22 protein-coding genes are annotated in these 25507 nt (G+C 69.7%); 10 read left to right on the top strand and 12 right to left on the bottom strand.

The window, feature by feature from the left end; genetic code table 11:
- Positions 1-42: 42 nt before the first annotated feature.
- The 3 genes from QIS96_RS05830 to dmpG are packed head-to-tail and all read left to right on the top strand — an operon-like array spanning position 43 to position 2860.
- Complete coding sequence (locus QIS96_RS05830; protein ID WP_282541286.1) at positions 43-906, top strand: 2-keto-4-pentenoate hydratase; 864 nt, start codon at positions 43-45, stop codon at positions 904-906.
- Entirely contained in the window at positions 903-1850 is a 948-nt protein-coding gene (locus QIS96_RS05825; protein WP_282541285.1) for an acetaldehyde dehydrogenase (acetylating), read from the top strand. Before QIS96_RS05830 ends, QIS96_RS05825 begins: the two co-directional genes overlap by 4 nt.
- Positions 1847-2860, top strand: coding sequence for a 4-hydroxy-2-oxovalerate aldolase (dmpG, locus tag QIS96_RS05820; RefSeq protein ID WP_282541284.1), 1014 nt, complete (start codon positions 1847-1849; stop codon positions 2858-2860). The genes QIS96_RS05825 and dmpG overlap by 4 nt, the downstream gene beginning before the upstream one ends.
- Positions 2861-2938: 78 nt before the next feature.
- On the opposite strand, the gene QIS96_RS05815 is transcribed toward dmpG, so the two are convergent.
- The 6 genes from QIS96_RS05815 to QIS96_RS05790 all read right to left on the bottom strand — a co-directional run bounded on the left by QIS96_RS05815 (position 2939) and on the right by QIS96_RS05790 (position 8909).
- Positions 2939-4333, bottom strand: coding sequence for an NAD(P)(+) transhydrogenase (Re/Si-specific) subunit beta (locus tag QIS96_RS05815; RefSeq protein ID WP_282541283.1), 1395 nt, complete (start codon positions 4331-4333; stop codon positions 2939-2941).
- A complete protein-coding gene (locus QIS96_RS05810; protein ID WP_282541282.1) occupies positions 4326-4661 on the bottom strand; it encodes an NAD(P) transhydrogenase subunit alpha in 336 nt (111 codons plus the stop codon). The genes QIS96_RS05815 and QIS96_RS05810 overlap by 8 nt, the downstream gene beginning before the upstream one ends.
- Positions 4658-5752: a Re/Si-specific NAD(P)(+) transhydrogenase subunit alpha gene (locus QIS96_RS05805; RefSeq protein ID WP_282541281.1), complete on the bottom strand. Its 1095-nt coding sequence runs from the start codon at positions 5750-5752 to the stop codon at positions 4658-4660. The genes QIS96_RS05810 and QIS96_RS05805 overlap by 4 nt, the downstream gene beginning before the upstream one ends.
- A 74-nt stretch (positions 5753-5826) precedes the next feature.
- On the bottom strand, positions 5827-6714 hold the full coding sequence (gene sucD, locus QIS96_RS05800; RefSeq protein WP_282541280.1) for a succinate--CoA ligase subunit alpha: 888 nt from the start codon (positions 6712-6714) through the stop codon (positions 5827-5829).
- Positions 6715-6720: 6 nt separating this feature from the next.
- Positions 6721-7899, bottom strand: coding sequence for an ADP-forming succinate--CoA ligase subunit beta (gene sucC / locus QIS96_RS05795; RefSeq protein WP_282541279.1), 1179 nt, complete (start codon positions 7897-7899; stop codon positions 6721-6723).
- A 287-nt stretch (positions 7900-8186) separates the two neighbouring features.
- Positions 8187-8909, bottom strand: coding sequence for a GntR family transcriptional regulator (locus QIS96_RS05790; protein ID WP_282541278.1), 723 nt, complete (start codon positions 8907-8909; stop codon positions 8187-8189).
- 201 nt (positions 8910-9110) lie between these two features.
- On the opposite strand from QIS96_RS05790, the gene QIS96_RS05785 reads away from it, so the two are divergent.
- The 6 genes from QIS96_RS05785 (at position 9111) to QIS96_RS05760 (ending at position 17480) form a co-directional block, all read left to right on the top strand.
- Positions 9111-10136, top strand: a complete 1026-nt coding sequence (locus QIS96_RS05785) for a 2-dehydropantoate 2-reductase (protein WP_282541277.1) — start codon at positions 9111-9113, stop codon at positions 10134-10136.
- A gap of 352 nt (positions 10137-10488) precedes the next feature.
- Positions 10489-11973, top strand: a complete 1485-nt coding sequence (gene pyk / locus QIS96_RS05780; RefSeq protein ID WP_282541276.1) for a pyruvate kinase — start codon at positions 10489-10491, stop codon at positions 11971-11973.
- Positions 11974-12095: 122 nt separating this feature from the next.
- Positions 12096-13325 carry a formyl-CoA transferase gene (frc, locus tag QIS96_RS05775; RefSeq protein ID WP_282541275.1) on the top strand — a complete coding sequence of 410 codons (1230 nt, stop codon included), beginning with the start codon at positions 12096-12098 and terminating at the stop codon, positions 13323-13325.
- 584 nt (positions 13326-13909) lie between these two features.
- Positions 13910-15508 (top strand): gamma-glutamyltransferase, encoded by a 1599-nt coding sequence (gene ggt / locus QIS96_RS05770; RefSeq protein ID WP_282541274.1) that lies wholly within the window; start codon positions 13910-13912, stop codon positions 15506-15508.
- Positions 15509-15583: 75 nt separating this feature from the next.
- Positions 15584-17212, top strand: coding sequence for an L-lactate permease (locus QIS96_RS05765; RefSeq protein ID WP_282541273.1), 1629 nt, complete (start codon positions 15584-15586; stop codon positions 17210-17212).
- A 70-nt stretch (positions 17213-17282) separates the two neighbouring features.
- The gene (locus QIS96_RS05760; RefSeq protein ID WP_282541272.1) at positions 17283-17480 is read left to right on the top strand and encodes a hypothetical protein; all 198 of its coding nucleotides are present in this window, start codon (positions 17283-17285) and stop codon (positions 17478-17480) included.
- A gap of 131 nt (positions 17481-17611) precedes the next feature.
- Here QIS96_RS05760 and QIS96_RS05755 read toward each other — a convergent pair whose 3' ends face one another.
- From QIS96_RS05755 to QIS96_RS37810, 3 genes are all read right to left on the bottom strand, one after another.
- Complete coding sequence (locus QIS96_RS05755; protein WP_282541271.1) at positions 17612-18544, bottom strand: LysR family transcriptional regulator; 933 nt, start codon at positions 18542-18544, stop codon at positions 17612-17614.
- 80 nt (positions 18545-18624) lie between these two features.
- On the bottom strand, positions 18625-19833 hold the full coding sequence (locus tag QIS96_RS05750) for an NAD(P)/FAD-dependent oxidoreductase (protein WP_282541270.1): 1209 nt from the start codon (positions 19831-19833) through the stop codon (positions 18625-18627).
- Positions 19830-20489, bottom strand: a complete 660-nt coding sequence (locus QIS96_RS37810; protein ID WP_408907128.1) for a PAS domain S-box protein — start codon at positions 20487-20489, stop codon at positions 19830-19832. Before QIS96_RS37810 ends, QIS96_RS05750 begins: the two co-directional genes overlap by 4 nt.
- A 271-nt stretch (positions 20490-20760) precedes the next feature.
- Between QIS96_RS37810 and QIS96_RS05735 the strand changes: the two genes are divergently transcribed.
- Positions 20761-21180 carry a CoA-binding protein gene (locus QIS96_RS05735; protein ID WP_282541269.1) on the top strand — a complete coding sequence of 140 codons (420 nt, stop codon included), beginning with the start codon at positions 20761-20763 and terminating at the stop codon, positions 21178-21180.
- 148 nt (positions 21181-21328) lie between these two features.
- On the opposite strand, the gene QIS96_RS05730 is transcribed toward QIS96_RS05735, so the two are convergent.
- From QIS96_RS05730 to oxc, 3 genes are all read right to left on the bottom strand, one after another.
- Positions 21329-21868 (bottom strand): HPP family protein, encoded by a 540-nt coding sequence (locus QIS96_RS05730; protein ID WP_282541268.1) that lies wholly within the window; start codon positions 21866-21868, stop codon positions 21329-21331.
- A gap of 451 nt (positions 21869-22319) precedes the next feature.
- Positions 22320-23576, bottom strand: coding sequence for a formyl-CoA transferase (frc, locus tag QIS96_RS05725; RefSeq protein ID WP_282541267.1), 1257 nt, complete (start codon positions 23574-23576; stop codon positions 22320-22322).
- Positions 23577-23627: 51 nt separating this feature from the next.
- Entirely contained in the window at positions 23628-25358 is a 1731-nt protein-coding gene (oxc, locus tag QIS96_RS05720) for an oxalyl-CoA decarboxylase (protein ID WP_282541266.1), read from the bottom strand.
- Positions 25359-25507 lie beyond the last annotated feature (149 nt).

The following is a 25507-nucleotide window of genomic DNA, read 5'->3' as shown; positions in this document are numbered from 1 at the left end:
TTTTCCTGGGCGTCCGGCGGACCCGGTGTCCAAGCTGAGGACATGAACGAGACCCCCCGCGGCAGCGGTGCCGTGACCGAGGCCGCACAGCGTCTGCTGCAGGCCGCCGCCGCCCGCACACCCTGCGCCCCGGTACGCGACCTGATCGGCGCCGACGACGTCAAGTCCGCCTACGCCGTACAGGAGTTGCTCACCGCACACCGTCTGGAGCACGGCGCCCGCGTCACCGGACGCAAGATCGGCCTGACCTCTCCCGCCGTGCAGGCCCAACTCGGCGTGGACCAGCCGGACTTCGGCGTCCTCTTCGACGACATGCAGGTCGCCGACGGCGCACCGGTGCCCGCCGGACTGCTCATCCAGCCGAAGGTCGAGGCCGAGATCGCCTTCGTCCTGGGGGCGGACCTCGCCGAGGGCCCGCTCGACGACGCGCAGGTGCGGGCCGCCGTGGCCTACGCGAGTCCCGCCCTGGAGATCGTGGACAGCCGCATCGCCGACTGGGACATCACCTTCGGCGACACGGTCGCCGACAACGGTTCGAGCGCCCTGTACGTGCTCGGCCCGGCGCAGCGGCCCCTGGCCGGGTTCGAGCCGGTCGACGCCACGATGACGCTCGCCCGAGCAGGGGAGACCGTCTCCAGCGGCACCGGCGCGGCCTGCCTCGGCGACCCGCTCAGCGCGCTGGCCTGGCTGGCCCGTACCGCCCGCGAGATCGACTCCCCGCTGCGCGCGGGTGAAGTCGTCCTCTCCGGCGCACTCGGACCGATGGTGGTCGCCCAGGCCGGCGACGCGTTCACCGCCGACATCACGGGCCTCGGCCCGGTCTCTGTCCGCTTCCCCGCGCCGGACGGGTCCGACGCGGCCTCCGTACTCTCCGTCCCCTCCTCCGACGAAGGAACCTCCGCATGAAGACCAAGGTGGCCATCATCGGCTCGGGCAATATCGGCACCGACCTGATGATCAAGGTGCTGCGCCTGTCCGACACCCTGGAGATGGGCGCGATGGTCGGCATCGACCCCGCCTCCGACGGCCTCGCCCGCGCCCGGCGGCTCGGCGTCCCGGTCACGGCCGAGGGCGTCGAGGGCCTGGTCCGGATGGACGGCTTCGAAGACATCGGGATCGTCTTCGACGCCACCTCCGCCAAGGCGCATGTCGCCAACGCCGCGGTGCTCGCCCCGCACGGCAAGCAGCTCGTCGACCTGACCCCGGCGGCCATCGGCCCGATGGTGATCCCGGCGGTCAACCTCGCCGAGCACGTCGCCGCCGAGAACGTCAACATGGTCACCTGCGGCGGCCAGGCCACGATCCCCGTCGTCGCCGCGATCTCCCGGGTCGCCCCGGTGCCGTACGCCGAGATCGTCGCGTCGATCGCGTCGAAGAGCGCCGGCCCCGGCACCCGCGCCAACATCGACGAGTTCACGGAGACCACCAGCCACGCCATCGAGAGCGTGGGCGGCGCCGGCCGCGGCAAGGCCGTCATCATCCTCAACCCGGCCGAGCCGCCGCTGATCATGCGTGACACGGTGCTCGCCCTGGTGAACGCCCCGGACGAGACCGCGCACGACCGGATCCGCGCCTCCGTCGCCACGATGGTCGAGCAGGTGTCGGCGTACGTGCCCGGCTACCGGCTCAAGCAGCAGGTGCAGATCACGCCGGTCCCGGCCGACCAGCCGGTGCACACCCTGACCGCCGACCCCGTCACCCACCAGGTGTCGGTGTTCCTGGAGGTGGAGGGCGCCGCGCACTACCTGCCCGCCTACGCCGGCAACCTCGACATCATGACCAGCGCGGCCGTCCGCATGGCCGAGGCCATGGCCGCCCACAGCAACGAACTCCAGGGAGCGGACGCATGACCGTCGACAGGCTCTTCATCCAGGACGTCACCCTGCGGGACGGCATGCACGCCATCCGGCACCGCATCGAGCCGGAGCAGCTCGGCAGGATCGTCGCCGCCCTCGACGCCGCCGGAGTCGACGGCATCGAGGTCTCGCACGGCGACGGCCTGGCGGGCGGTTCCCTCAACTACGGTCCCGGCAGCCACACCGACTGGGAGTGGATCGAGACCGCCGCCGCGCACATCCGGAACGCCCGGCTCACCACCCTGCTGCTGCCCGGCATCGGCACCATCGAGGAGCTCAAGCAGGCCTACGCGCTCGGTGTGCGCTCGGTCCGCGTGGCCACCCACTGCACGGAGGCCGATGTCTCCGCCCAACACATCGCCACCGCCCGTGAGTTGGGCATGGATGTGTCCGGCTTCCTGATGATGAGTCACATGGCCGACGCCAAGACCCTCGCGGACCAGGCCAGGCTGATGGAGTCGTACGGAGCGAACTGCGTGTACGTCACCGACTCCGGTGGCCGGCTGATGATGGACGGCGTCCGCGAGCGCGTCCGCGCCTACCGGGACGTCCTCGACCCGGCGACCGAGATCGGCGTGCACGCGCACGAGAACCTGTCCCTGTCGGTCGCCAACTCGATGATCGCGGTCGAGGAGGGCGTCACCCGCGTCGACGCCTCGCTCGCCGGCCAGGGCGCGGGCGCGGGCAACACCCCGCTGGAGGCGTTCATCGCCGTCGCGAACCTCAACGGCTGGAACCACGACTGCGACCTGTTCGCCCTGCAGGACGCCGCGGACGACCTGGTCCGCCCGCTCCAGGACCGCCCCGTCCGCGTCGACCGCGAGACGCTGACTCTCGGGTACGCGGGGGTGTACGGCTCCTTCCTCCGCCATGCGGAGACGGCCGCGGAGCGCTACGGCGTCGACGTCCGCTCGATCCTGGTGGAGGTCGGCGAGCGGGGTCTCGTCGGCGGCCAGGAAGACATGATCGTCGACGTGGCACTGGGCCTGGCCGAGTCCGGTTGAATCACCGGAGGGACGATCGGCCTGCGGCGCCCACCCCGCGGGGTGGGCGCCGCACATGCCTGCCGGCCTCTCGGGGTCCTACAGGACCTTCAACTCCTCGGTGATCTCGGCGACGGAGGACTTGGCGTCGCCGAAGAGCATCGCTGTCTTGCGGTCGTAGTACAGCTCGTTCTCGATGCCGGCGAACCCGGGGTTCATCGAGCGCTTGAGCACGATGACGGACTGCGCGTGGTCCACGTTGAGGATCGGCATCCCGTAGATGGGCGAGCTGGGATTCGAGCGGGCCGCGGGGTTGGTGACGTCGTTGGCGCCGATCACCAGGACCACGTCGGTCCGGCCGAACTCCCCGTTGATCTCATCCATCTCCTTGAGCTGCTTGTACGGTACGTCGGCCTCGGCGAGCAGCACGTTCATGTGGCCCGGCATCCGCCCGGCGACAGGGTGGATGGCGTGCTTGACCTCCACGCCGCGTTCCTCCAGCAGGCCGGCCATCTCGCGTACCGCGTGCTGGGCCTGCGCCACGGCCATGCCGTAGCCGGGGACGACGACGACCTGGCTGGCGTAGGCCATCTGGATCGCCGCGTCGGCGGCACTGGTCTGACGGACCGTCTGATCTGTCGGGCCGCCACCCGGGCCCGCTGCGGCGTCCGTTCCACCGAATCCACCGGCGACGATGGCGGGAACCGACCGGTTCATCGCCTTGGCCATCAGGTTGGTCAGGATGGTGCCGGACGCGCCGACGATCATGCCTGCCACGATCATCACGGTGTTGTCCAGGGCCAGGCCGGTGGCCGCGGCGGACAGCCCCGTGAGCGCGTTCAGCAGCGAGATCACCACGGGCATGTCGGCACCGCCGATCGGCAGCACCACCATCACACCGAGCACCGCCGATGCGGCAAGGAGCGCGACGATGAGAAGCTCGGATCCCCGGTTCACCCCCAGCCCGATGGCGACCGCACAGCCCACCGCGGCGACCAGGAGCATCAGGTTGACCGGCTGCTGGCCCCGGCCGAGGCCGATCGGCCTGCCCGGCAGGATCTCCTGCAGCTTGCCGAAGGCGATCAGCGATCCCCAGAACGACACCGAGCCGACGATCGCGGCGAACAGCGAGGTGACGGTGACGTACTCGGCCACCGTCGCGTAGCCCTGGCTGTGCCGGAACTCCACCCACGAGATGAGGGCGACGGCCCCGCCGCCGACTCCGTTGAACAGCGCCACCATCTGCGGGACGGCGGTCATCTTGACACGTCGCGCCGCCGGCACCCCGACCACCGTGCCGATCACCAGGCCGAGCGCGATCAGCCACCAGTTCCGCATCCCGGGCGTCAACAGGGTGGCCACGACGGCGATCAGCATGCCGATGCCCGCCGTGAGGTTGCCGCGTACCGCCGTCCGAGGACCGGTCAGACCCGCGAGCCCGTGGATGAACAGGGCGAACGCGACGATGTAGAGAATCGTGATCAGTTCACTCATGGCCGACTGCCTTTGCGGGTACGGCCGTGGCGGCGGTGTCCGCGGCGCTGTTCGGCTTCTTCTTGAACATTCCGAGCATCCGGTCCGTCACCAGGAACCCGCCGACCACATTGATGGTGCCGAAGGCGATGGCGACGACCATGAGCACCTGGTCGAACACGCTCGTCGCGGTACGGGCGAGGACCAGGCCGCCGAGCAGGACGACGCCGTGGATCGCGTTGGTACCGGACATCAGGGGGGTGTGCAGGGTGTTGGGAACCTTGGAGATCACGGCGTGGCCGACGAAGCCGGCCAGCACCAGGATCGCCAGGTAGGCAAGGAGCATCATCGCGTCTCCGTCAACTGGTCGCTGTCTTCTGTCACACGGCAGGCGGCGAGGATCTCGTCGGAGAAGTCCGGCTTGAACTCCCCGTCGGCCACCGTGAGTTCGAGCAGTGCCGCCACGTTGCGGGCGTACAGCTCGCTGGCGTGCTCGGGCATCGTCGCCGGCAGGTTCAGCGGCGAGCAGACAGTGACGTCGTGCCGCACCACCGTCTCGCCGGGCACGGTGAGTTCGCAGTTGCCGCCGGTCTCCCCGGCCAGGTCGACGACCACGCTGCCGGGCCGCATCCGGCGCACCGCCTCGGCCGTGACCAGCCTCGGCGCCGGGCGCCCCGGAACGAGCGCGGTGGTGATCACGGCGTCGAAACCGGAGATCGCCTCGGCCAACCGCCGTTGCTGCTCCGCCTGTTCCTCCGGGGTCAGCGCACGGGCGTAGCCGCCGTCGCCAGCCGCCTCGACGCCCAACTCGAGCCACTGCGCGCCCAGCGACCGGACCTGTTCGGCGACTTCCGGCCGTACGTCGAAACCGGTGGTGCGCGCCCCCAGGCGCTTGGCCGTGGCCAGCGCCTGCAGACCCGCGACACCCACTCCCAGTACGAGCACGGTGGCCGGCTTCACCGTTCCGGCGGCCGTGGTGAGCATGGGGAAGAAGCGGGTGGAGCGTTCGGCGGCCAGCAGGACCGCCTTGTAACCGGCGACGTTGGCCTGGGAGGACAGTGCGTCCATGGACTGCGCCCGGGAGATCCGGGGCACCGACTCCATCGCCAGGCCGGTGACGCCCGCCCGGCGCAGTTCGTCCGCGATCTCGGGACTGGTGCGGGGCGCCAGGAAGCCGACCACGGTGGACCCCCGCCGCAGCAGGCCGATCTCCCGGGGCGTGGGTGGGTTCACCTTCACCACGATCTCGGCCGACCACGGATCACCGATCGTGGCGCCCGCTTCCTTGTAACTCCCGTCGGGGATCAGCGCCCCACCACCGGCCCCGCCCTCCACCACCACGGCGAGTCCCAGGGCCTTCAGCCGCTCGACCACCTTGGGCACCAGGGCGACGCGGTGTTCATCTGTCGCGGTCTCCCGGGGAACTCCGATCAGCGTCATGTTTCTTCTTCCTGGCTATGAGTGGGCAGGGCGTTGCTCGGCGGCTGCTCGGGCGGTCCGACTGGCCAAGGGATTCATGGGCGTTGCACCACCTGACGGACCAGCGCCGCCGCCTCGCTCGGTGTCCTTCCGACCCGCACGCCCGCGGCCTCCAGCGCCTTCTGCTTGGCCTGCGCGGTGCCCGAGGAGCCGGAGACGATGGCGCCGGCATGGCCCATCGTCCGGCCCTCCGGAGCGGTGAAGCCGGCGACGTAGCCGATCACGGGCTTCGTGACGTGCTCGCGGATGTAGGCGGCGGCGCGTTCCTCGGCGTCGCCGCCGATCTCGCCGATCATCACGATGACGTCGGTCTCCGGGTCGTCCTGGAAGGCACGGAGCACGTCGATGTGGGTCGTGCCGATGACCGGGTCCCCGCCGATGCCGACCGAGGTGGAGAACCCGATGTCGCGCAGCTCGTACATCATCTGGTAGGTGAGAGTGCCGGACTTGGAGACCAGGCCGATCCGTCCCGGCCCGGTGATGTCGGCGGGGATGATGCCGGCGTTGGACTTGCCGGGGCTGATGACGCCGGGACAGTTCGGGCCGATGACGCGTGTGACGTCGCCCTTCGCGGTGGCGTGGGCCCAGATGGTGGCCGCGTCGTGAACGGGGACCCCCTCGGTGATCACGACACACATGCCGATCCCCGCGTCGATCGCCTCCACCACGGCGTCCTTGGTGAACGCGGGCGGCACGAACACCACGGAGACATCGGCCCCGGTGGCCTCCATCGCCTCCGCCACCGTGCCGAAAACCGGCACGGGCGTGCCGCCGACATCGACCTTCTGACCGGCCTTACGGGGATTCACGCCACCGACGACGGCCGTTCCGGCGGCACACATCTTGGCGGTGTGCTTCATGCCTTCGGCGCCGGTCATGCCCTGGACGATGACCTTGCTGTGCTCGGTGAGAAAGATGGCCATCGCCTGTCACGCTCCTGCGGCCGCGAGTTCGGTGGCCGCCTCGGCGGCGCCGTCCATGGAATGCACCTGCCGCACGCCCGGCAGATCCGCCTGGTCGAGGATCGCCCGGCCCTGCTCGGCGTTGTTGCCGTCCAGGCGGACCACCACGGGCCGGTTCACCGGATCCCTCCGGCTCTCAAGAAGCCGGAAGGCCTGGACGATGCCGTCGGCGACGGCGTCGCAGGAGGTGATCCCGCCGAAGACGTTCACCAGAACGCTGCGCACGTCCGGGTCGCTGAGGATGATGTCGAGACCGTTCGCCATCACCTCGGCGGAGGCCCCGCCCCCGATGTCGAGGAAGTTCGCGGGCCGCAGCCCGTCATGGCGCTCACCGGCGTACGCGACGACGTCCAGCGTGGACATCACCAGACCCGCGCCGTTGCCGATGACACCGACCTGGCCGTCGAGCTTGACGTAGTTGAGGCCCTTCTCCCGCGCCCTGGCCTCCAACGGGTCCGCGCAGTCGGTGACTGCGAGAGCCGCGTGATCCTGGTGCCGGAAGCGGGCGTTGTCGTCCAGCGAGACCTTGCCGTCAAGCGCCACGATGCGGTCGTTCGCGTCACGCACCAGCGGGTTGACCTCCACCAGCAGGGCGTCCTCGCTGACGAACGTCTCCCACAGCTTCATGATCGCCTCGGCGGCCGCCTCCGCGACCGTTGCCGGAAACCCCGCGGCAGTGACGATCGCGCGCGCCGTCTCCCGGTCGACTCCGGTGGCGGGGCCGACGGGGATCCGCGCCAGGGCTTCGGGCTTCTCCGCCGCGAGTTGCTCGATCTCCATCCCGCCCTCCGCCGATGCCATCGCGAGGAAGGTGCGGCTCGCGCGGTCGAGCAGGAAGGAGACGTAGTACTCCTCCGCGATGTCGCTGGCCGGTGAGATCAGCACCCGGCGGACCGTGTGGCCCTTGATGTCCATACCGAGGATGTCTTCGGCCATGGATGCGGCGTCGAGCGGCGTCGCGGCCATCTTCACGCCGCCGGCCTTGCCTCTGCCGCCTGTCTTCACTTGAGCCTTGACCATCACCGGAGCGCCGATCTCCGCGGCGGCGGCACGGGCCTGCTCCGGCGTCTCGGCCACGACCGCGGGTGGTACCGGGACGCCGTGCGAGGCGAAGAGGTCACGCGCTTGGAATTCGTACAGGTCCATCAGTCTGCCTCCCGGCCGCGGGCGTCGATGGCCTGCGGCATGCGAGGAGAATAAGCGCTCGGGATACTGTATGCAATCCCTGATCGGCCTCAGTTCTGCGTGCTCGCTCGAAGCGGTCGACGGGGGAGTGGAAGGGGTTGAGGGGCGAGAGCTGTGGTGGTCCCGGACACGGCGAAGGCAGCAGCTGCGAGACGACAGCTGCTGCCTTGGGGCCCAACTCCGTGAACCCGGTGAACGACTCGGTCAACCCGGTCGAGAGGGCGAAGACGCCCGACCGGAGGCGTCCGTCAGTCCGAGGTTTCGTGCTGCTCGGCGTACATCGTGCGCGTCGTTTCCGTATGACGGCGCATCAACTCGCAGGCGTGCTGGGCATTGTGGGCGGCGACGGCCCGGATGAGGGAGGCGTGCTCGTCCCAGGCCTTGCGTCCACGAACCAGGGCGATCGGCGCGTAGTACCAGCGCATGCGCCGGTCGACCATGGCGATGTGCTCGATGAGCACGGAGTTGCCCGCGATCTGCATCAACTCGGCGTGCAGGTTCGCGTTGGCCGCGACAAGACCCTCGGAATCGTCGGCGGCGAGCGCCTTCTCGCCCGCCTCCTGGAGCTCCCACAGGCGCTCGATGTCCTTCGGGGTGGCTCGCTCCGCGGCCAGCAGCGCGGACTCCGACTCCAACAGGGCGCGCACCGCCATCAGATGGTCGGCTTCCTCTTTCGTGGGCATGTGGACGAACGCCCCCTGGGCCGGCCTCAGGTCGACCCACCCCTCGGTGCAGAGGCGCTGCAGTGCTTCCCGTACGGGCTGTCGGCTCACCCCGAGCTGGGCGGCGAGTTCGGTCTCCACGATGTGCTCGCCGGGCTGCAGCACCCGCGTGATGATCATGTCGGCAATGGCGTCGTAGACGGCCTGCCGCAGCGGCACCGGCCGTTCCACCGTGCGCACTTCGCGGCGTACGGCTGTCCCTGTGGGTGTCTTGCGCCCAGCCGCTGCTGAGCGGCTTCCGTTCGTCATGCCCTACTCCCCGGTTCGGTCGAGTCGGCCCGGACGCGAGGCCCTGGACCCGAATTGGTTTGAGTATACGGTCGACGAAAGACGGAAGCTGAGGGTACCGCCTCCCGCTGCAGAGGTCATGGGTCGTGCTGCCGCAGGGCAGGGGTGGACAGCGTAAACAGGAAGTGTATACAGTATCCAAACCTATAGGGAGGAGTCACAGTGAAGATCGCAGTCGTCGGCGCCGGAGCGATCGGCGCCTACTGGGGCGCCGCATTGCACCGGGGTGGAGCCGAGGTCCACCTCATCGCGCGAGGAGAGCACCTGCGTGCGATGCGGGAGAGCGGAGTGCGCGTGATCAGCCCACGCGGTGACTTCGTGGCACATCCGAACGCCACGCACGACCCGGCCGAGGTAGGGCCCGTCGATTACGTCTTTCTCGGCCTGAAAGCGCACAGTTACCCTTCCTGCGCACCCCTCGTGGAACCGCTGCTCGGCGAGCACACGGCCGTGGTCGCGGCGCAGAACGGAATCCCGTGGTGGTACTTCCACGACCTTCCCGGGCCGTACCGGGGCCACCGCATCGAGACGGTCGACCCCGGTGGTGCCACCAGCGCCGTGCTGCCACCGGAGCGGGCCATCGGCTGTGTGGTCTACCCGGCCACGGTCATCGAGGCGCCCGGCGTCATCCGGCATCTGGAGGGCACACGCTTCTCCATCGGCGAGCCGTCGGGCGAGATCTCCGCGCGCTGCACGGCGCTGAGCGAGGCGATGATCGCCGGAGGGCTGAAGAGCCCCGTCGAGGCGAACCTGCGCGACGACATCTGGATCAAGCTGATGGGCAATGTCGCCTTCAACCCGCTCAGCGCGCTGACGCGGGCGACGATGGTCGAGATCTGCCAGAACCCGCACACCAGGCAACTCGTGGTGCAGATGATGGAGGAGACCCTCGACATCGCCGCCAGGGTCGGCAGCACCCCGGACATCTCCATCGAGAAGCGGCTGCGCGGCGCGGAGAACGTCGGACACCACAAGACGTCGATGCTGCAGGACCTCGAGGCCGGCAAGCAGTTGGAGCTCGACGCCATCGTGACGGCCGTGGTGGAGATGGCGGACATCACGGGCGCCGACGCCCCGACGCTGCGCGCCGTACACGCCGCCACAGACCTCCTCGCGCGTACCGGCACGTCAACGGCCGTGCGGGACGCGGGAGTCGCCGCCAGGGAAGCGCAGCCCGTATCCGCCTAGCAGCCGGTCACCCGCGAGCGTCCTGCTGATCGCCGCGTCCGGATGCGCGGCAGGCCGAGACCCGGCGTACGCCGTCCACCCCCACGGCGTCGAGCGGCAGCCGACCAGCTGCGCTGCCGCGGCCCCGGAGCGCGCCTTTCGGCACTCGTATCTCCCACTGCGGACCGACGAGCCTTCGAGGTCGCCTTGCTCGCACAGCGCGGGCACCGTGATCCGCGGGCGCGGAAACCTCTGAAATCCAGGGCCGGTTCGGCTGTCGGCACCTTCCGAACCGCCCGTCCTGAACCGCCTGCCGGGCCCGCGAGTGGGACGCTCCCGGGCCCGGCAGGCACCTCACACAGCAGGGAGCACGGTGAACCGCAGAGCAAAAATCGTATGCACCCTCGGACCTGCCACCGACACGGCGCCGCTGCTCGCGCAGCTCATCGACGCCGGCATGGACGTGGCACGGCTCAACTTCAGTCACGGCACCCGCTCCGACCACCAGGCCCTCTACGACATGGTTCGCCAGGTCGCGGCCGAACGCGGCCGCGCGGTCGGTGTACTTGCGGATCTGCAGGGCCCGAAGATCCGGCTGGGGCGGTTCGCCGCCGGCCCGGTGGTCTGGGCGGCCGGCGAGCAGATCGCGATCACCACGGACGACTGTCCGGGCGACCACGACCGCGTCTCCACCACGTACCGTCATCTGGCCGGCGATGTGCGGCCGGGCGACCGCCTGTTGGTCGACGACGGACGAGTCGAACTGCGCGTGCTCGACGTCAGCGGGAGCGACATCCGCTGCCGGGTCGTGCACGGCGGCCCGGTCAGCGACCACAAGGGCATTTCGCTGCCGGGCAGTTCCGTCGGCGTTCCCTCGTTGTCGGACAAGGACGTCGAGGACCTGAGGTTCGCGCTGCGCGCGGGGGTCGACATGGTCGCCATGTCCTTCGTTCGCGCTCCGCACGAGGTGAAGCTCGCACGCGCGGTCATGGACGAGGTCGGCAGACGGGTGCCGGTCATCGCCAAGCTGGAGAAGCCGGAGGCCGTCGCGGACCTGCCGGAGATCGTGGAGGCCTTCGACGGCCTGATGGTGGCGCGCGGCGACCTGGGTGTGGAAATGCCGATGGAGCAGATACCCAACGTGCAGAAGCGGGCCGTTCGTCTCTGCCGCGACGCGGCGAAGCCGGTGATCGTCGCGACCCAGATGCTCGACTCGATGGTCAGCGACCGTCGGCCCACCCGGGCAGAGGTGTCGGATGTCGCCAACGCGGTCCTCGACGGAACGGACGCCGTGATGCTGTCCGCGGAGACGAGCGTGGGCGCCCATCCCGCGCACACGGTGGCCACGATGGCGCGGATCGTCGAAGAGGCGGAGTCGGCCGAGACGCAGACCGTCACGGCCGACGGGCCGGGTTGGGGCGCGGAGGCACCAGGGCAAGCCGCATCCGGTGCCATATCCAGTGCCATATCCGGTGCCGGTGATGACGGTGCCAGTGCCGGTGACGCGATCGCGGCGGCGGCGTGCGCGGTCGGCCGGAGCCTCGGCGCTGTGGCCCTCTGCTGCCTCACCCGTACCGGCGACACCGCCCGGCGCCTGGCCCGCCGGCGGTCGCCGCTGCCGCTCTACGCGTTCACCCACGACGAGTCGGTCCGGGCGCAGTTGTCGCTCTCCTGGGGTGTCGCGTCCGCGGTCCTCACACCCGCCACCACCGCGGAGACGATGCCGGCCGAGGTGAGCCGGCTTCTGCTCTCCATCGGCGCGTGCCGTCCAGGTGATGTCGTGGTGGTGGCGTCAGGGAGCGTGAGTGGCGTGCCGGGTTCGACGGACTCGCTGCGCGTGCTGCGCGTGGAGGGATGACCGCCGGGCAGCCGCGGGCCCGAGGTGGTCATGCGCTCGGCTGCACCTCTGGCGAACCAAGCGTCCCTATGGACACCGAAAACAACATTGCATACAGTATACTCTGAGGCTCAGGAGGAACCATGGCCAAAGCGCTTGAGGGAGTCCGTGTCGTCGACATGACGCACGTCCAGTCAGGGCCCTCGACCACGCAGATCCTCGCCTGGCTCGGTGCTGACGTGATCAAGGTGGAGGCACCCGGCCGCGGTGACATCACGCGGGGGCAGCTGCGCGACGTGCCCGACGCGGACAGCCTCTACTTCACGATGCTGAACTGCAACAAGCGCAGCATCACGGTGAACATGAAGTCCGAGCAGGGCAAGGCCGTGTTCACCAGGCTCGTCCAGGACGCCGACCTTCTCGTGGAGAACTTCGGTCCCGGTGTGATGGACCGTTTCGGATTCACCTGGGAGCGGCTGCAGGAGCTGAACGAGCGGCTCATCTACGCGTCCATCAAGGGCTTCGGGCCCGGACGGTACGCGGACCTCAAGGCGTACGAAGTGGTGGCGCAGGCCATGGGCGGCGCCATGAGCACCACCGGCTTCGAGGACGGGCCGCCCACCGCGACGGGCGCCCAGATCGGCGACTCCGGCAGCGGCATCCACCTGGTGGCCGGCATTCTCGCCGCCCTTTACCAGCGCACGCACACCGGGCGCGGCCAGCGCGTCATGGTGGCCATGCAGGACGCCGTCCTCAACCTGTGCCGGGTCAAGCTCCGCGACCAGCAACGGCTGACGCACGGACCGCTGGCCGAGTACCCCAACCAGACGTTCGACGACGAGGTGCCGCGCTCGGGCAACGCGTCCGGCGGCGGTCAGCCCGGCTGGGCCGTGAAATGCGCGCCGGGCGGACCCAATGACTACGTCTACGTCGTCGTCCAGCCCGTCGGCTGGAAGCCGATCACCGAGCTGATCGGCCGCCCGGAACTCGCCGAGGACCCGGAGTGGGCCACCCCCGAGGCCCGCATCGCCCGCCTCGACAAGGTCTTCTCGCTCATCGAGGAGTGGACCTCCGGGCTCACCAAGTGGGAGGTCATGGACCGGCTCAACGCCCACGACATCCCGTGCGGCCCGATCCTCTCGACGAAGGAACTCATCGGCGACCCCACCCTGGCCGAACTGGGCACCGTGGTCGAGGTGGACCACCCCGAGCGCGGCAGCTTCAAGACGGTCGGCTGTCCCCTGCGACTGTCCGACTCCCCGGTGGAGGTGGAGCGTTCGCCGCTTCTCGGCGAGCACACGGACGAGGTGCTGGGAGCCCTCGGCTACGCACCGGAGGAGATCGAGGAACTCCGGGGCGCCGGCGCGCTCTGACCGGAGAACGGGGGCCGCCACGACGCACAGGAGGTAGCTGATGCCACAGCCTCGGGTGGGCCACGAACGCCGTACGGGCAGCGGTCGTACGGTCGGAGCAGGCCGGGCCGGACTTCGAAGGAATTCCGGCGAACAGCGGCCGCAAAGCCGACGTCAGCATTCTGGGCGCGGCGTTCCGCAGTTATGATTCACCATTTCCAGGCGGCCAGAATTCCATCGGGTTCGCCCGGCGGGCAACATTCCTGCACCTGACGGAAAGTAAATAGCGCCTGTCCGCACGGATGCGCCGCCGCCCGCGCGGCCCAACTGCCCCGTCGCCAGGCAGCCCTTCATAGGAAAAACCGTCCCGCCCGTGGCGCGCAGAGAATTCGCGCAGCCCCTTTTCGGGTGTTCGCGACGGCAGGGCCCGCATCGTCGAAAATTTGTCGTACGGGCCCTTGTGCCGCAGGAAAATAGCTTTTACCGTTTCGGCATTAATCCGGGCCGCGCGCTCTCCCGTAATAGTTGCTGTGCTGCTCACGGCGCGGCACTAAGAGGTGAATTGCGGGCTAAAGGCTAGAACGACCTGATCAGGAGTCCGTATTATGTCTCGCACGACACGCCCGGTGGCGCTCGCCCGTAACGGCATGGTGAGTTCACCGCATTACCTCGCCTCCACGGCAGGCCTGCAGGTCCTGCAGGAGGGTGGCTCCGCGGTGGACGCGGCGGTCGCGATCAACGCCACGCTCGGTGTGGTCTATCCCCACATGACCGGTCCGGGCGGCGACGCGTTCTGGTTGATCTACGACGCGCAGTCGCGGCGCGTGCACGCGCTCAACGGCAGTGGCCGGGCCGGCGCGGCCGCCACCCGCGACTTCTACCGCCGACAAGGGCATCAGGAAATTCCCTCCCGGGGCCCAGGGGCGGTGGTGACCGTGCCCGGCGCCGTCGACAGCTGGTGCACCGCACACGACCGGTACGGCAAGCTGCCGCTGGAGCGCTTGCTGGCCCCCGCCATCAACTACGCCCGGAGCGGATTCGCGGTCTGCGCCGGCCTGGCCTCGTGCACGGCCGAGTTGACCGAGATGCTCAGTACCCACGAGGCCACCCGCAGCACGATGCTGCCCGGCGGCAGCGCGTCGCTGATGGGAGAGGTCCTCTCCCTGCCGAAGCTCGCCGAGACGTTGGAAACGGTGGCCCAGAAGGGCCGGGACGGCTTCTACCAAGGCCCGGTGGCGGACGAGATCACCCGCGCCCTGCAGAGCCAGGGCGGCGTGCTCACCGCCGCCGACTTCGCCGCGCACTCCTCCGACTGGACCGAGCCGATCAGCACGACCTACCGCGGCTACCGCGCCTACCAGCACGGACCGAACTCACAGGGGTTCGCCCACCTCATGGCGCTGAACATCCTGGAGAACTTCAACATCTCCGGGATGGACCACCACGGCCCCGGCTACGTACACCTGCTGGTCGAAGCCACCAAGCAGGCCTTCGCCGACCGCGACCGCTACCTCACCGACCCCGCCTTCGCCGACATACCCATGGACCATCTGCTGTCCGCCGAGTACGCCGCGGAACTCGCCGGCCGGATCACGGACGCACCGGGGAGCCCGCTGCGGCCGGCCGCGCGCCTGGGCGGCGACACCACCTGCAGCGTCGTGGTGGACTCCGAAGGCAACGCCGTATCGGTCATCCAGAGCCTCTACCACGAGTTCGGATCCGGGTTCATCGGCGGGGAGACCGGCGTCCTCCTGCAGAACCGCGGCTCGTTCTTCTCCCTCGACGACGAGCACCCGAACCGCCTGGAACCCGGCAAGCGCACCTTCCACACGCTGATGCCCGGCATGCTCTTCCGCGACGAACAGCCGTACCTGGTGTACGGAACGATGGGCGGCGAAGGCCAGCCGCAGACCTCCACGGCGCTGGTCACCCGCATCGTGGACTTCGGCTGCGACGTACAGACCGCCATCGACGCGCCGCGCTGGCTGTACGGGCGCACCTGGGGCGAGGCCCGGCGGGACCTGCGGATGGAGAGCCGGTTCTCCGCAGCGACCCTCGACACCCTCGGAAACCTCGGACATCCCGTCCGTCAGGCCGGCGCCTGGGACGACACGATGGGCCACGCCCAGGCCATCCGCATCACCGACGGCGTGCTCGCGGGCGGTGCCGACCCTCGCGGAGAGGGCCTGGCGCTCGGCTGGTGACGGTGACGGAACACAGGCGAAAGGAGCACGGCCATGAGGCTTGAACCGAACATCTGGCTCTGGCTGATCGCCTTCGTGCCGCTGGGACTGCTGCTGTTCCTCATGCTGTTCCGCCGCTGGGGAGCCGCCGAGGCAGGCGTCGTGGGCTGGATGGTGACCGCCCTGATCGCGCTGACGGTGTTCAAACTGCCGGTCGACGCAATCGGGTTGAAGAGCGTGAAGGGCTTCTTCGAATCGATCACCATCATCTACATCATCCTGGCCGCGATCTTGATCTATGACGTGGCGAAGGAGGCCAATGCGTTCGAACCGCTCCAACGCGGGATGACGCGCATATTCGCCCACCCACTGCTGCAGATCATGGCGATCGGCTGGGTGTTCGGCGGATTCCTGCAAGGGATCACCGGATTCGGCGTGCCGGTCGCGGTGTGCGCACCGCTGCTGATCGGCATCGGAGTACGACCGGCCTACGCGGTGGCGGTCGCCCTCATCGGACAGGCGTGGAACAACACGTTCGGCACCCTGGGCGCCGCCTGGCTCGGCCTTGAGCAGGTCACCAAGCTGTCGCCGGGGCAGACCGCCACCACCGCGGGGCAGACCGCGCTGCTCATCTCGGTCGTCGTGGTCGCCGGCGGGTTCGTGATCTCTTGGATGTACGGCGGATTCCGCGGCCTGCGCGAGGGGTTCGTGGCGGTGCTCGCGATCTCGCTGGCGCAGGGCGGGGTCACGATAGCCCTCGCCCGGTGGAATCCGACCCTGAACGGATTCGCTGCGGGCCTCGCCGCGCTGCTCGTGGTGGCCGGCCTCGCCCGGCTGCCGATGTACCGCCGGCCGTCGCGCGTGACGAACAGTCGCGTACTGGAGCCGGTGCGGCCCCAGGCCGACGCCGTGGCGGCGGCGCCACGCGCGGCGGAGACGGTCTCGGGCGGAGGGCGGCGGCCGACTCCCGCGCCCGCCGCCGCCCCGGGAGGCGCGATGCCGATGTCGCTGTCGGCCGCGTTCATCCCGTACGGCACCCTGCTGGTGGTCACCTGCGTGGTGCTGCTGATCGGCCCGCTGAACGAGGTGCTGTCACGGCCGAGTGTGGGGTTGAGCTTCCCGTCGACCAGCACCGGGCTCGGGGTGGTCACCGAGGGCTCGACCCAGCGGTTCGAGTTCGCCACGCATGCCGGAACGCTGCTCCTGGTGACCGCGGTGATCAGCTACGTGGTCTACCGCAAGCACGGGCATCTCGACCGCGGCACCTGGCGCCGCGTCCTCAGCAGCACGGTGGAGAAGTCGGTGGCACCCACCATCGCCGTCATCACGCTGGTCGGGATGGCCGAGGTGATGCAGGCATCGGGACAGGCGGCCGTGCTGGCCACCCAGGTCGCGGTGTGGACCGGTGGGATCTACCTCCTGCTGGCGCCGATGGTCGGGCTGTTCGGCACCTTCATCACCGGCTCCAACATGTCCAGCAACCTGCTGTTCGGCAATTTCCAGCAGGCCACCGCCCAAGCGGGCGGGCTGAGTTCGGCCGCAGTCCTCAGTGCGCAGACCGCGGGTGCGGCGACCGCCAGCGCCATCGCGCCCAGCAAGATCCTGCTCGGCACGACCACCGCCGCCATCGCCGGGCAGGAGGGCAAGGTGCTGCGGCTCCTGCTGCCGTTCGCGGTGGGCGTCACGCTCGTCGTCGGGTTGATCACCACGTTCCTGCTGAACTGACGGCAACGCACCGGAGGTAGTTGAGATGAACCGGAACGCGCGAATCCAGGCATGGTCGACGCTCGTGGCGGTGCTGGGACTGCCCCTGCTGTACGTCGGCGGAGTCCAGCACATGATGCCGCTCTCCGTCATCGGGCTGGTCACCTTTACGGCAGCCCTCCTGGTGAGCCTCGTCCTGCGATTCCTGCCCCAGCCGGCTGAGGCAGCCAGAACCGAGGGCCCCGACGTCGAGGCGTCGGCCGGGTCCGACGTCGCAGCGCCACGCTGATCCCGCAGGAGCGACCGGGCGACCGTGCTGATCGCAGCCCTCGAACGAGCGGCTACGACCGGCACGGTCGCTCCCGGCTGCGGCCCTTCACCGCCGGGCGACCGCACAAGTCGCGTACCCGAGCGAGGAGTTCAGCGGTACGGGTACGGAAGCGGGCGGCCCGGCGAGGGGAACGCATCCGGGCGGTCGGGCCGGAGGCCCAGCCGGTGCGGTGCGTCGGCGACGTACAGCAGGAGTTCCTCGACCACCGCCGCCTTGCGGTCCCGGTCGCCGCCCGGCGCCGTCGCCAGCACGAACTCGATGTCACCCAGGGCCTGGAGCTGACCGATTCCGGTGAGATCGCTCAGCCCGTACGGCACGAGCCTGCGCGCGGAGACGGCCAGGCCCAGACCTGCTCGTACCGCCGCCCACATGCCGTTGGCGTCACTGCTCGTCGCCGTGGCGGACCAGGGCCGGCCTTGAGCGCCGAGGGCGCGAAGGCCGCGCGTCACCGACCTGTTCGGGTACGACGGGAGGACGAGGGGCAGGGGCCGGTGGCGGTCGACGGGTGTGTGCGGCGGGCCGACGAGGACCAGCTCGTCCTGCCAGGCGAGTCTGCTCGTGGTCCCGTCGTCGCCGGGCGCCCGTTCGCCGTAGACGAGGTCGAGGCCGCCGTTGTGCAGCATGGTCGTCAGCTGCCTGCTGGACCTGACGGTGAGTTCCATGCGGACGGTCGGGTTGCCCTCGACGAACTCCGCGAGCAGCGCCGTCGTACCGGTCTCCGAGAGCTCTTCCGCCAGGCCGAAGCGCAACGGCCCGCAGCGCCGCGGGGCGGCGAAGTGCTCCGCGGCGCGCAGGTGTTCCGTGAGGATCTGCTGGGCCAGGTCGACCAGGCTCTCGCCGTCGGCGGTGAGGCTCACCGCGTGGGTGTCCCGGGTGAAGAACTCCCGGCCCAGCGACTGTTCCAGGGTGCGGATGCGCCGGCTCACGGTCGACTGCTGTACGCCGAGCTCAGCCGCCGCGTGGGTGAAGCTCAGCGTCCGTGCGACCGTCAGGAAGGTCCTGAGCTGAATCGGGTCCGACATCGTGTCTCCTGCTTCGGAATGCACCCCGGCCGTGTGCGACCCGGGCAACAGCCCACCGTCCCGCGACACTTGCGACCGCCTCAGCCCGCCTGCCGTCCGGCCGGGCCGAACGCGTGCCAGGGAGTCGCGGAGACGACGTGCCGCCGGTACGAGCGGACCTGCTTCGGCATGTTCCAGCCGAGTACGCCGGTGACGACGCCGCCCCGGCCGTAGAGGGCGACGAAGCGGACCTGGGCCGGATCGCCTTCCACGACGGCCACATCGGCGTCGCCGCCCAGGAAGCCGTGCGACTGGACCTTGACGTCGAACTGGTCGGTCCAGGCGTAGGGGACCGGGGTGTACGGGCGACCGTCGCCGAGGATGTCGGCGGCGACGGCCAGGGCCTGCTCGGTGGCGTTGCTCCGATTCTCCAGCCGCAGAGATCTGCCGATCCCTTCGTGGTGCCAGCGGGCGACATCCCCCACGGCGTAGACGCCCGGTGCGGCTCGGCAGCGGGCGTCGCACACCAGCCCGTCGTCCAGGGTGAGCCCACTGCCGGCCAGCCACCCTGTCGTCGGTACGGCGCCCATCGCGACCACGACCATGCCGGCGGGCAGCACCTCGCCGCCGGCCGTGCGCACCCCGGTGACGTGCTCCCGGTGGGCGGTCAGCCCTGTGACGGGAGTGCCGAGCCGCAGCCCGACTCCGTTGGCGGTGTGCAGATCGGCCAGCGATCCGGCGACCAGCGGGCCGAACTGCCCGGCCAGCGGCGCCGGTTGAGGCCCGACGAGGGTGACGGGCAGCCCCATGGTCCGCGCGGTGGCCGCGATCTCGGCGCCCAGTACACCGTCTCCGACGACCACGACCCCGCAGGAGGCGGCGAGCAGGGCCGACCGCAGCGCCAGCGCGTCGTCGAGGGTGCGCAGCACGTGCACACCTTTCAGGCCGGCCTGTCCCGGAAACGTCCGCGGCTCAAGGCCGGTGGCCACGACGACGGTGTCCGCTCGCAGCGTACGGCCGGAGGCGGTCCGGACCGTACGAGCCGCCACATCGAGGCCCACCGCCGGGTCCCCGAGCGTGAACTCGGCGTCCAGGCCGGCGAGTTCGCCGTCGTCCCGCAGCCGCGACCGTTCGGGCTGCCATGTCCCGGAGAGGATCTGCTTGGACAGCGGCGGCCGATCGTACGGAGAGGCGTGCTCGGCCCCGAGCACCGTCACCCGGCCCCGGTGGCCGCCTCGGCGCAGCGCCTCGACCGTGGCCAGGCCCGCGGCCGAGGCTCCGACCACCAGGACGCTTCCCGATGCGCTCACGCCGACCTGCTCACGCGGATCGCAGCGGAGGGGCACCTGTCGGCCGCCTGCTGTACGGCGGTGTGCTCGGACCTGTCCGGCGCGGCGTTCAGCAGCACCACGGTTCCGTCGTCGTCCCGTTGGTCGAACACCGTCGGCGCGAGCAGCGCGCACTGGCCCGCGCCACAGCACTTGTCCTCGTCGACGGTCACCTGCATCTGTGACTCCCGGGCGAGGCGCTGCTCGACCTCGGCGAGCCTGGTGCGCAGCTCCTGCTCGGCCTTGCGGCGGTCCGAGACGTCCCGCATGATCGCCGAGATCCCGACGGTACGGCCTGCGTCGTCGCGCAACAGGGCCACGCTGAACTCGATCGAGAGGCGGTGGCCGTCGCGGTGGGTGGCCGGGACGTTCAACGGCGTGTCCCCGTAGCGGGTCTGGCCGGTGGCCATCGTTTTGCGGTAGCCCTCCCAGTGCCGCTCCCGCAGCTTCTCCGGGATGATCAGGTCGAGGCTCTGGCCCACCGCTTCGGCCTCCGAGTGGCCGAACACGCGTTCCGCCCCGCGGTTCCACAACCGGATGATCCCCTCCGGGTCGGTCACCACGATGGCCTCGGGCGCCTCCCACACGGCCGACTGCGCCAGCCAGGCGACGGATTCCGTGGTCCTGACATCGCCCACGATGCTTCTCCTTCCCGCCGCCGGAGTCAGCGGCGTGAACAAAGGGATACTGCATACAGTACACTGCAAGCAGTCGCGGCGTAGGCCACGGAGCACGTGACTCGGCGGCCGGCGGCGCCACCCTCGGGGCGTGGAGCGGGGAATGGAGGCCTCGTAGATCCGCCCCCATGGAATTTGCCGACGATGTGGAAAATATTGCCCGCACCGGCTTATCTGCCCATGTTTTGGGAAACCGCTTCCGGTTTTCTCGACGTTCATTAATACTGCCGTCATGACGCAATACAGCGATGACGCGACAATGACGAAAATCCTCACCGAAGCCGGAGACACCTGGGCCATAGTCGGCCTGTCCGGCAATCCGGAGCGGGCCGCCTATCGGGTGGCCGAGAAGTTGCAGCGGATAGGAAAGAAGATCGTTCCCGTCCACCCCAAGGCGGAGACGGTGCACGGCGAGCCGGGGTACTCCTCGCTCGCCGACATCCCCTTCCGGGTGGATGTCGTGGACGTGTTCGTCAATGCCGCACTGGCCGGTGAAATAGCTGATCAGGCGGTTGCCATCGGCGCCAAGGCGGTGTGGTTCCAGCTGGATGTCATCGACGAGGCCGCGTACCGGCGGACCCGTGAATCCGGCCTGCTGATGGTGATGGACCGCTCCCCGGGGCGGGAGATTCCACGGCTGGGCCTCGGCTGACAATCCCCGACCAGCACCACCGGAAATCGAGACAGCGCAAAATCTTTGGCCCCACCGGATTATCGGCCGGTGGGGCCAAAGTTGCGATACGGAAAGAAAATGCGCCGCCCAGGCGTCCGCGCGGTCCAAGAGAATTCGGGAGCGACGATCACCACCAGTAGACCGGATAGTGGCGGCGGTTGATGCGGTTTCCGAGGAGACCGATGAGGACGAGAAGCACCGCGGACATGACGAGGAGCGAAAGGAACTGCGCGGGTGGAGGGTGCTCCAGGCCGACGATGACCGCGGTGGCCGCAGCCGGAGAATGGCTGACGCGGAAAAGGAGCATGACGCCCAACGCCAGGCCGCCCGCCGCCGCGGCACTCCAGAACCCGGCACCGGCGACGGCGACGACCAGATAGCCGGTGAGCGCGGCGACGACATGGCCGCCGACCACGTTGCGGGGCTGGGCGAGCGGGCTGGCGCTCGCTCCGGCGATGAGGGCCATGCTCGCCGCGAGCGGCGGGATGAGTACGGCCTGGTGCAACCACACGCCGATGCCGGCGAGGAGCGTGAGGGCGACGACGCTGAGAGCGGTGGAGGTGAGGACGGCGCGAGGGCCGGCCGCGCGCGGGGCCCTGCTCTCGTACCAAGCCCGCTCGTGGGTCTGCTCCGATATGCCGGAGGGAGGCACTGCCGTTCGGCTCACGAGGTTGCCCTGCTTTCTTGGACGTGGGTTCGCACTGGAAGCTCTGACGGGTCGTGAAGCGGCCGCCGGGAGCCGGTGTTCGGCCATGCGGGTGCGCGCGCCGACGAGAGTCGGTGGCGGTCGGGGGCGCGGCCCGGCCGGGCGCCCCTGGGGAGGCAAGTGGCTTACGAACCACAGGAGTTGGGCGTCCCGTGGTGCCTGTGCAGGTCTTCAGCCAGTTGTTGCCGCATGAGGCGGAGCGGCGCCGACGCGATGCGGGCGTGCCGTGTTGCCGGCCCGGCCGAGTCGGCAAGCAACGGGGGCCGAGCGGGTTGACCGCATGGAACCGGCCCCGAGCCGTTGGCCCGGGGCCGGTTCCACACATGGGGCACGTCCGGCCTCACCTCGCACAGAGGAGGGAGGCCGGCGCGAGGCGCCCAGAGGCACCCTGAGGCGCCCAGAGGCGCTCGGATCAGGCGACGATCTTGTCGGCGCGCAGTCCGGCGATGGCATCCGCGTCGTAGCCCAGTTCGTTCAGGACCTCCTCGGTGTGCTCGCCGAGCAGCGGGGCGCCCTGGATGTCGGGCTTGAACCGGGAGAACTTGATGGGGCTGCCGACGGTCAGGTACTTGCCGCGGCCCTTCTGCTCGACCTCCACCACCGTCCCGCTCCGGCGCAGCGCGGGGTCGTTGGCGATCTCCTTCATGCTGAGCACGGGTGCGCAGGGCACGTCGAACTCGCGGAGGATGTCGACCGCCTCGTACTTCGTCTTGTCGGCCAGCCACTTCTCGATCGCCTCGAAGATCTCGAAGATGCGCGGCTGCCGGGCGAGCGGAGTGCTGTAGTCCGGGTCTTCGACCCACTCGGGGTGGCCGATGGCCTCAGCGGTCCGCTTCCAGTTCTGCTCCTGGAGGGTGAAGTAGATGTACGCGTTGGGGTCGTCCTCCCACCCCTTGCACTTCAGCACCCAGCCGGGCTGGCCGCCGCCGCCCGCGTTGCCGCCGCGCGGCACGGCGTCCCCGAACTCGCCGTGCGGGTGCTGCGGGTACTCCTCCAGGTACCCGACCTTCTCCAGGCGCTGCTGGTCGCGCAGCTTGACCCGGGACAGGTTGAGCACGGCGTCCTGCATGGACACCGCCACCTTCTGGCCCTTCCCGGTCTTGTCCCGGTCGATCACCGCAAGGAGAAGCCCGATCAGCAGGTGCATACCGGTGTTGCTGTCACCGAGAGCGGCGCCGCTGACCGTCGGCGGTCCGTCCCAGAACCCGGTCGTCGAGGCCGCACCGCCGGCGCACTGGGCCACGTTCTCGTAGACCTTGAGGTCGTTCCACGGGGAGTCCTCGTTGAAGCCCTTGACGGAGCCGAAGATCAGCCGCGGGTTCCACTTCTGGAGCGTCTCCCAGTCCAGGCCCATGCGGTCCATGGCGCCCGGTGCGAAGTTCTCCACCAGAACGTCGGCCTGGCGGATCAGCTTCTCCATGACCTCCCGGCCTTCGGGGGACTTGGTGTTGATGGCCAGGGAGCGCTTGTTGCTGTTCAGCATGGTGAAGTACAGCGCGTCGATGTCGGGGTCGTCGCGCAGCTGATTGCGTGTCACGTCACCGCCGGCGGGACGCTCGACCTTCAGGACGTCGGCCCCGAACCACGCGAGCATCTGGGTGCACGCCGGGCCTGCCTGGACACCGGTGAAGTCGATGACCTTGATCCCGGAGAGAGGCAGTTCAGTCATGATTGCTTTCCCTTTTTCGAAGGTGGATCTGCGGTGCGCGGGTGGATTTCCTCAGCGCTGGACGGTGATGCCCTTGGGGTTGAGGTGGGCGATGTTGCCGCTCTCCGTGCCGTCCGTCGGGTCGATCACGCAGTCGATGAGCGCCGGACGGCCGGAGGCCAGGGCCTCACGGAGAGCGGTGGCGACCTCCGCGGGTGTCGTCGCCTGGTAGCCCTTGCCGCCGAACGCCTGGATCATCAGGTCGTGGCGGGCCTTCAGGGCGGTCGGAGCCGGATCGTCGGAGGCGGAGGGGTCGTCGCCGCGGTAGACGCCGCTGTTGTTGAGGACCACGACGACGACCGGCAGGTCGTAGCGGCAGATCGCTTCGATCTCCATGCCGCTGAACCCGAAGGCGCTGTCGCCCTCGATGGCGACGACGGGGTCGCCGGTCTCGACGGCGGCGGCGATCGCGTAGCCCATACCGATGCCCATCACGCCCCAGGTGCCGCTGTCCAGCCGGTGGCGCGGCACCTGCATGCCGATGGTGTTGCGGGCCAGGTCCAGTGCGTTGGCGCCTTCGTTGACGACGTACGCACGGGGGTTCTCGTGCAGGACGTCGCGGATGGACTGCAGCGCGCCCAGGAACTTCATCGGGTGAGCCGTCTCGGCGGCCTCGAGGCGGCCGGCCATCTTGGCGACGTTCTTCGCCGAACGCTCCGCCAGCTCCTCCCGCCACGGCGCCGGGGCACTGATCCGGCCGGGCTTGCTCCGCTCGGCGAGGGCTTCGAGGACCGAGCCGACGTCGCCGACGAGCGGGGCGGCGATGGGCTGGTTGCTGTCCATCTCCGTTGCGGCGATGTCGACTTGGATGAACTTGGCCTGCGGATTCCACTGCGGTGCCTCGCCGTGGCCGAGCAGCCAGTTCAGGCGCGCCCCGACCAGCATGACGACATCCGCCCGGCGCAGGGCGAGTGAGCGGGCGGTGGCAGCCGACTGCGGGTGGTCGTCGGGCAGCAGGCCCTTGGCCATCGACATCGGCAGGTAGGGGATGCCCGTGGACTCGACGAACTCCCGGATCTGGTCGTCGGCCTGCGAGTACGCCGCGCCCTTGCCGAGCACGACCAGCGGCCGCTCGGCGCCGGCGAGCAGGTCGATCGCCCGGTCCACGGCCTCGGCCTGCGGCACCTGGCGGGGAGCCGGGTCGACGAGCCGCCAGAGCGACTCCGCGCCCTTCTCGGCGTCGATGACCTCGCCGAGGACCGCGGCCGGGATGTCCAGATAGACGCCTCCGGGGCGTCCGGAGACCGCGGTGCGGATGGCGCGGGCGATGCCGCGGCCGATGTCCTCGGCGCGGTGGACCCGGTAGGCCGCCTTGGCGAACGGCCGGGCGGCGGCGAGCTGGTCCATCTCCTCGTAGTCGCCCCGCTGGAGGTCGACGAGGTGCTGCTCGCTGGAGCCCGAGATCTGCACCATCGGGAAGCAGTTGGTGGTGGCGTTGGCCAGCGCGACGAGCCCGTTGAGGAATCCCGGCGCGGACACGGTCAGGCAGATGCCCGGCTTCCGGGTGAGGAATCCGGCTGCCGCGGCCGCGTGCCCGGCGTCGCTCTCGTGCCGGAACCCGATGTAGCGGATGCCCGACGCCTGGGCGAGACGCGCCAGGTCGGTGATCGGGATGCCGACCACCCCGTAGAGGGTCTCCACGTCGTTGAGCTTCAGTGCGTCGACGACCAGATGGATTCCATCAGTGAGCGCGGGCGGTTCGTCGGCTCCCTCTGCTCCCGCGTCCTGTACGGCGTCGGTCATGGTCAGGTTCCTCCCTGGAGGGTTCGCCTCGTTCGTCTGCTGTCCTCACCATCCGCGCCATGAGGGCGGCGCGTCCAAGATCTGCTGCCAACCAGTTGGTTGACGGCGTTTATCAAGGTGAGCGAGGTGCGTCCGGCTGCGTCGGGACG

Source organism: Streptomyces cavernicola (assembly GCF_029968035.1).
Taxonomy (GTDB): Bacteria; Actinomycetota; Actinomycetes; order Streptomycetales; family Streptomycetaceae; genus Streptomyces; species Streptomyces cavernicola.
The sequence above is the reverse complement of the archived record's forward strand: the minus strand, read 5'-3'. Positions and strand labels throughout refer to the sequence as shown.

Coding starts and splice junctions, on each gene's coding strand:
- ggt (WP_282541274.1), top strand. CDS start 13,910: ATGTCTCGCACGACACGCCCGGTGGCGCTCGCCCGTAACGGCATGGTG.
- sucD (WP_282541280.1), bottom strand. CDS start 6,714: ATGGCCATCTTTCTCACCGAGCACAGCAAGGTCATCGTCCAGGGCATG.
- frc (WP_282541267.1), bottom strand. CDS start 23,576: ATGACTGAACTGCCTCTCTCCGGGATCAAGGTCATCGACTTCACCGGT.
- QIS96_RS05825 (WP_282541285.1), top strand. CDS start 903: ATGAAGACCAAGGTGGCCATCATCGGCTCGGGCAATATCGGCACCGAC.
- QIS96_RS05805 (WP_282541281.1), bottom strand. CDS start 5,752: ATGACGCTGATCGGAGTTCCCCGGGAGACCGCGACAGATGAACACCGC.
- frc (WP_282541275.1), top strand. CDS start 12,096: ATGGCCAAAGCGCTTGAGGGAGTCCGTGTCGTCGACATGACGCACGTC.
- oxc (WP_282541266.1), bottom strand. CDS start 25,358: ATGACCGACGCCGTACAGGACGCGGGAGCAGAGGGAGCCGACGAACCG.
- QIS96_RS05810 (WP_282541282.1), bottom strand. CDS start 4,661: ATGATGCTCCTTGCCTACCTGGCGATCCTGGTGCTGGCCGGCTTCGTC.
- QIS96_RS05735 (WP_282541269.1), top strand. CDS start 20,761: ATGACGCAATACAGCGATGACGCGACAATGACGAAAATCCTCACCGAA.
- QIS96_RS05790 (WP_282541278.1), bottom strand. CDS start 8,909: ATGACGAACGGAAGCCGCTCAGCAGCGGCTGGGCGCAAGACACCCACA.
- sucC (WP_282541279.1), bottom strand. CDS start 7,899: ATGGACCTGTACGAATTCCAAGCGCGTGACCTCTTCGCCTCGCACGGC.
- QIS96_RS05815 (WP_282541283.1), bottom strand. CDS start 4,333: ATGAGTGAACTGATCACGATTCTCTACATCGTCGCGTTCGCCCTGTTC.
- QIS96_RS05755 (WP_282541271.1), bottom strand. CDS start 18,544: ATGTCGGACCCGATTCAGCTCAGGACCTTCCTGACGGTCGCACGGACG.
- QIS96_RS05830 (WP_282541286.1), top strand. CDS start 43: ATGAACGAGACCCCCCGCGGCAGCGGTGCCGTGACCGAGGCCGCACAG.
- dmpG (WP_282541284.1), top strand. CDS start 1,847: ATGACCGTCGACAGGCTCTTCATCCAGGACGTCACCCTGCGGGACGGC.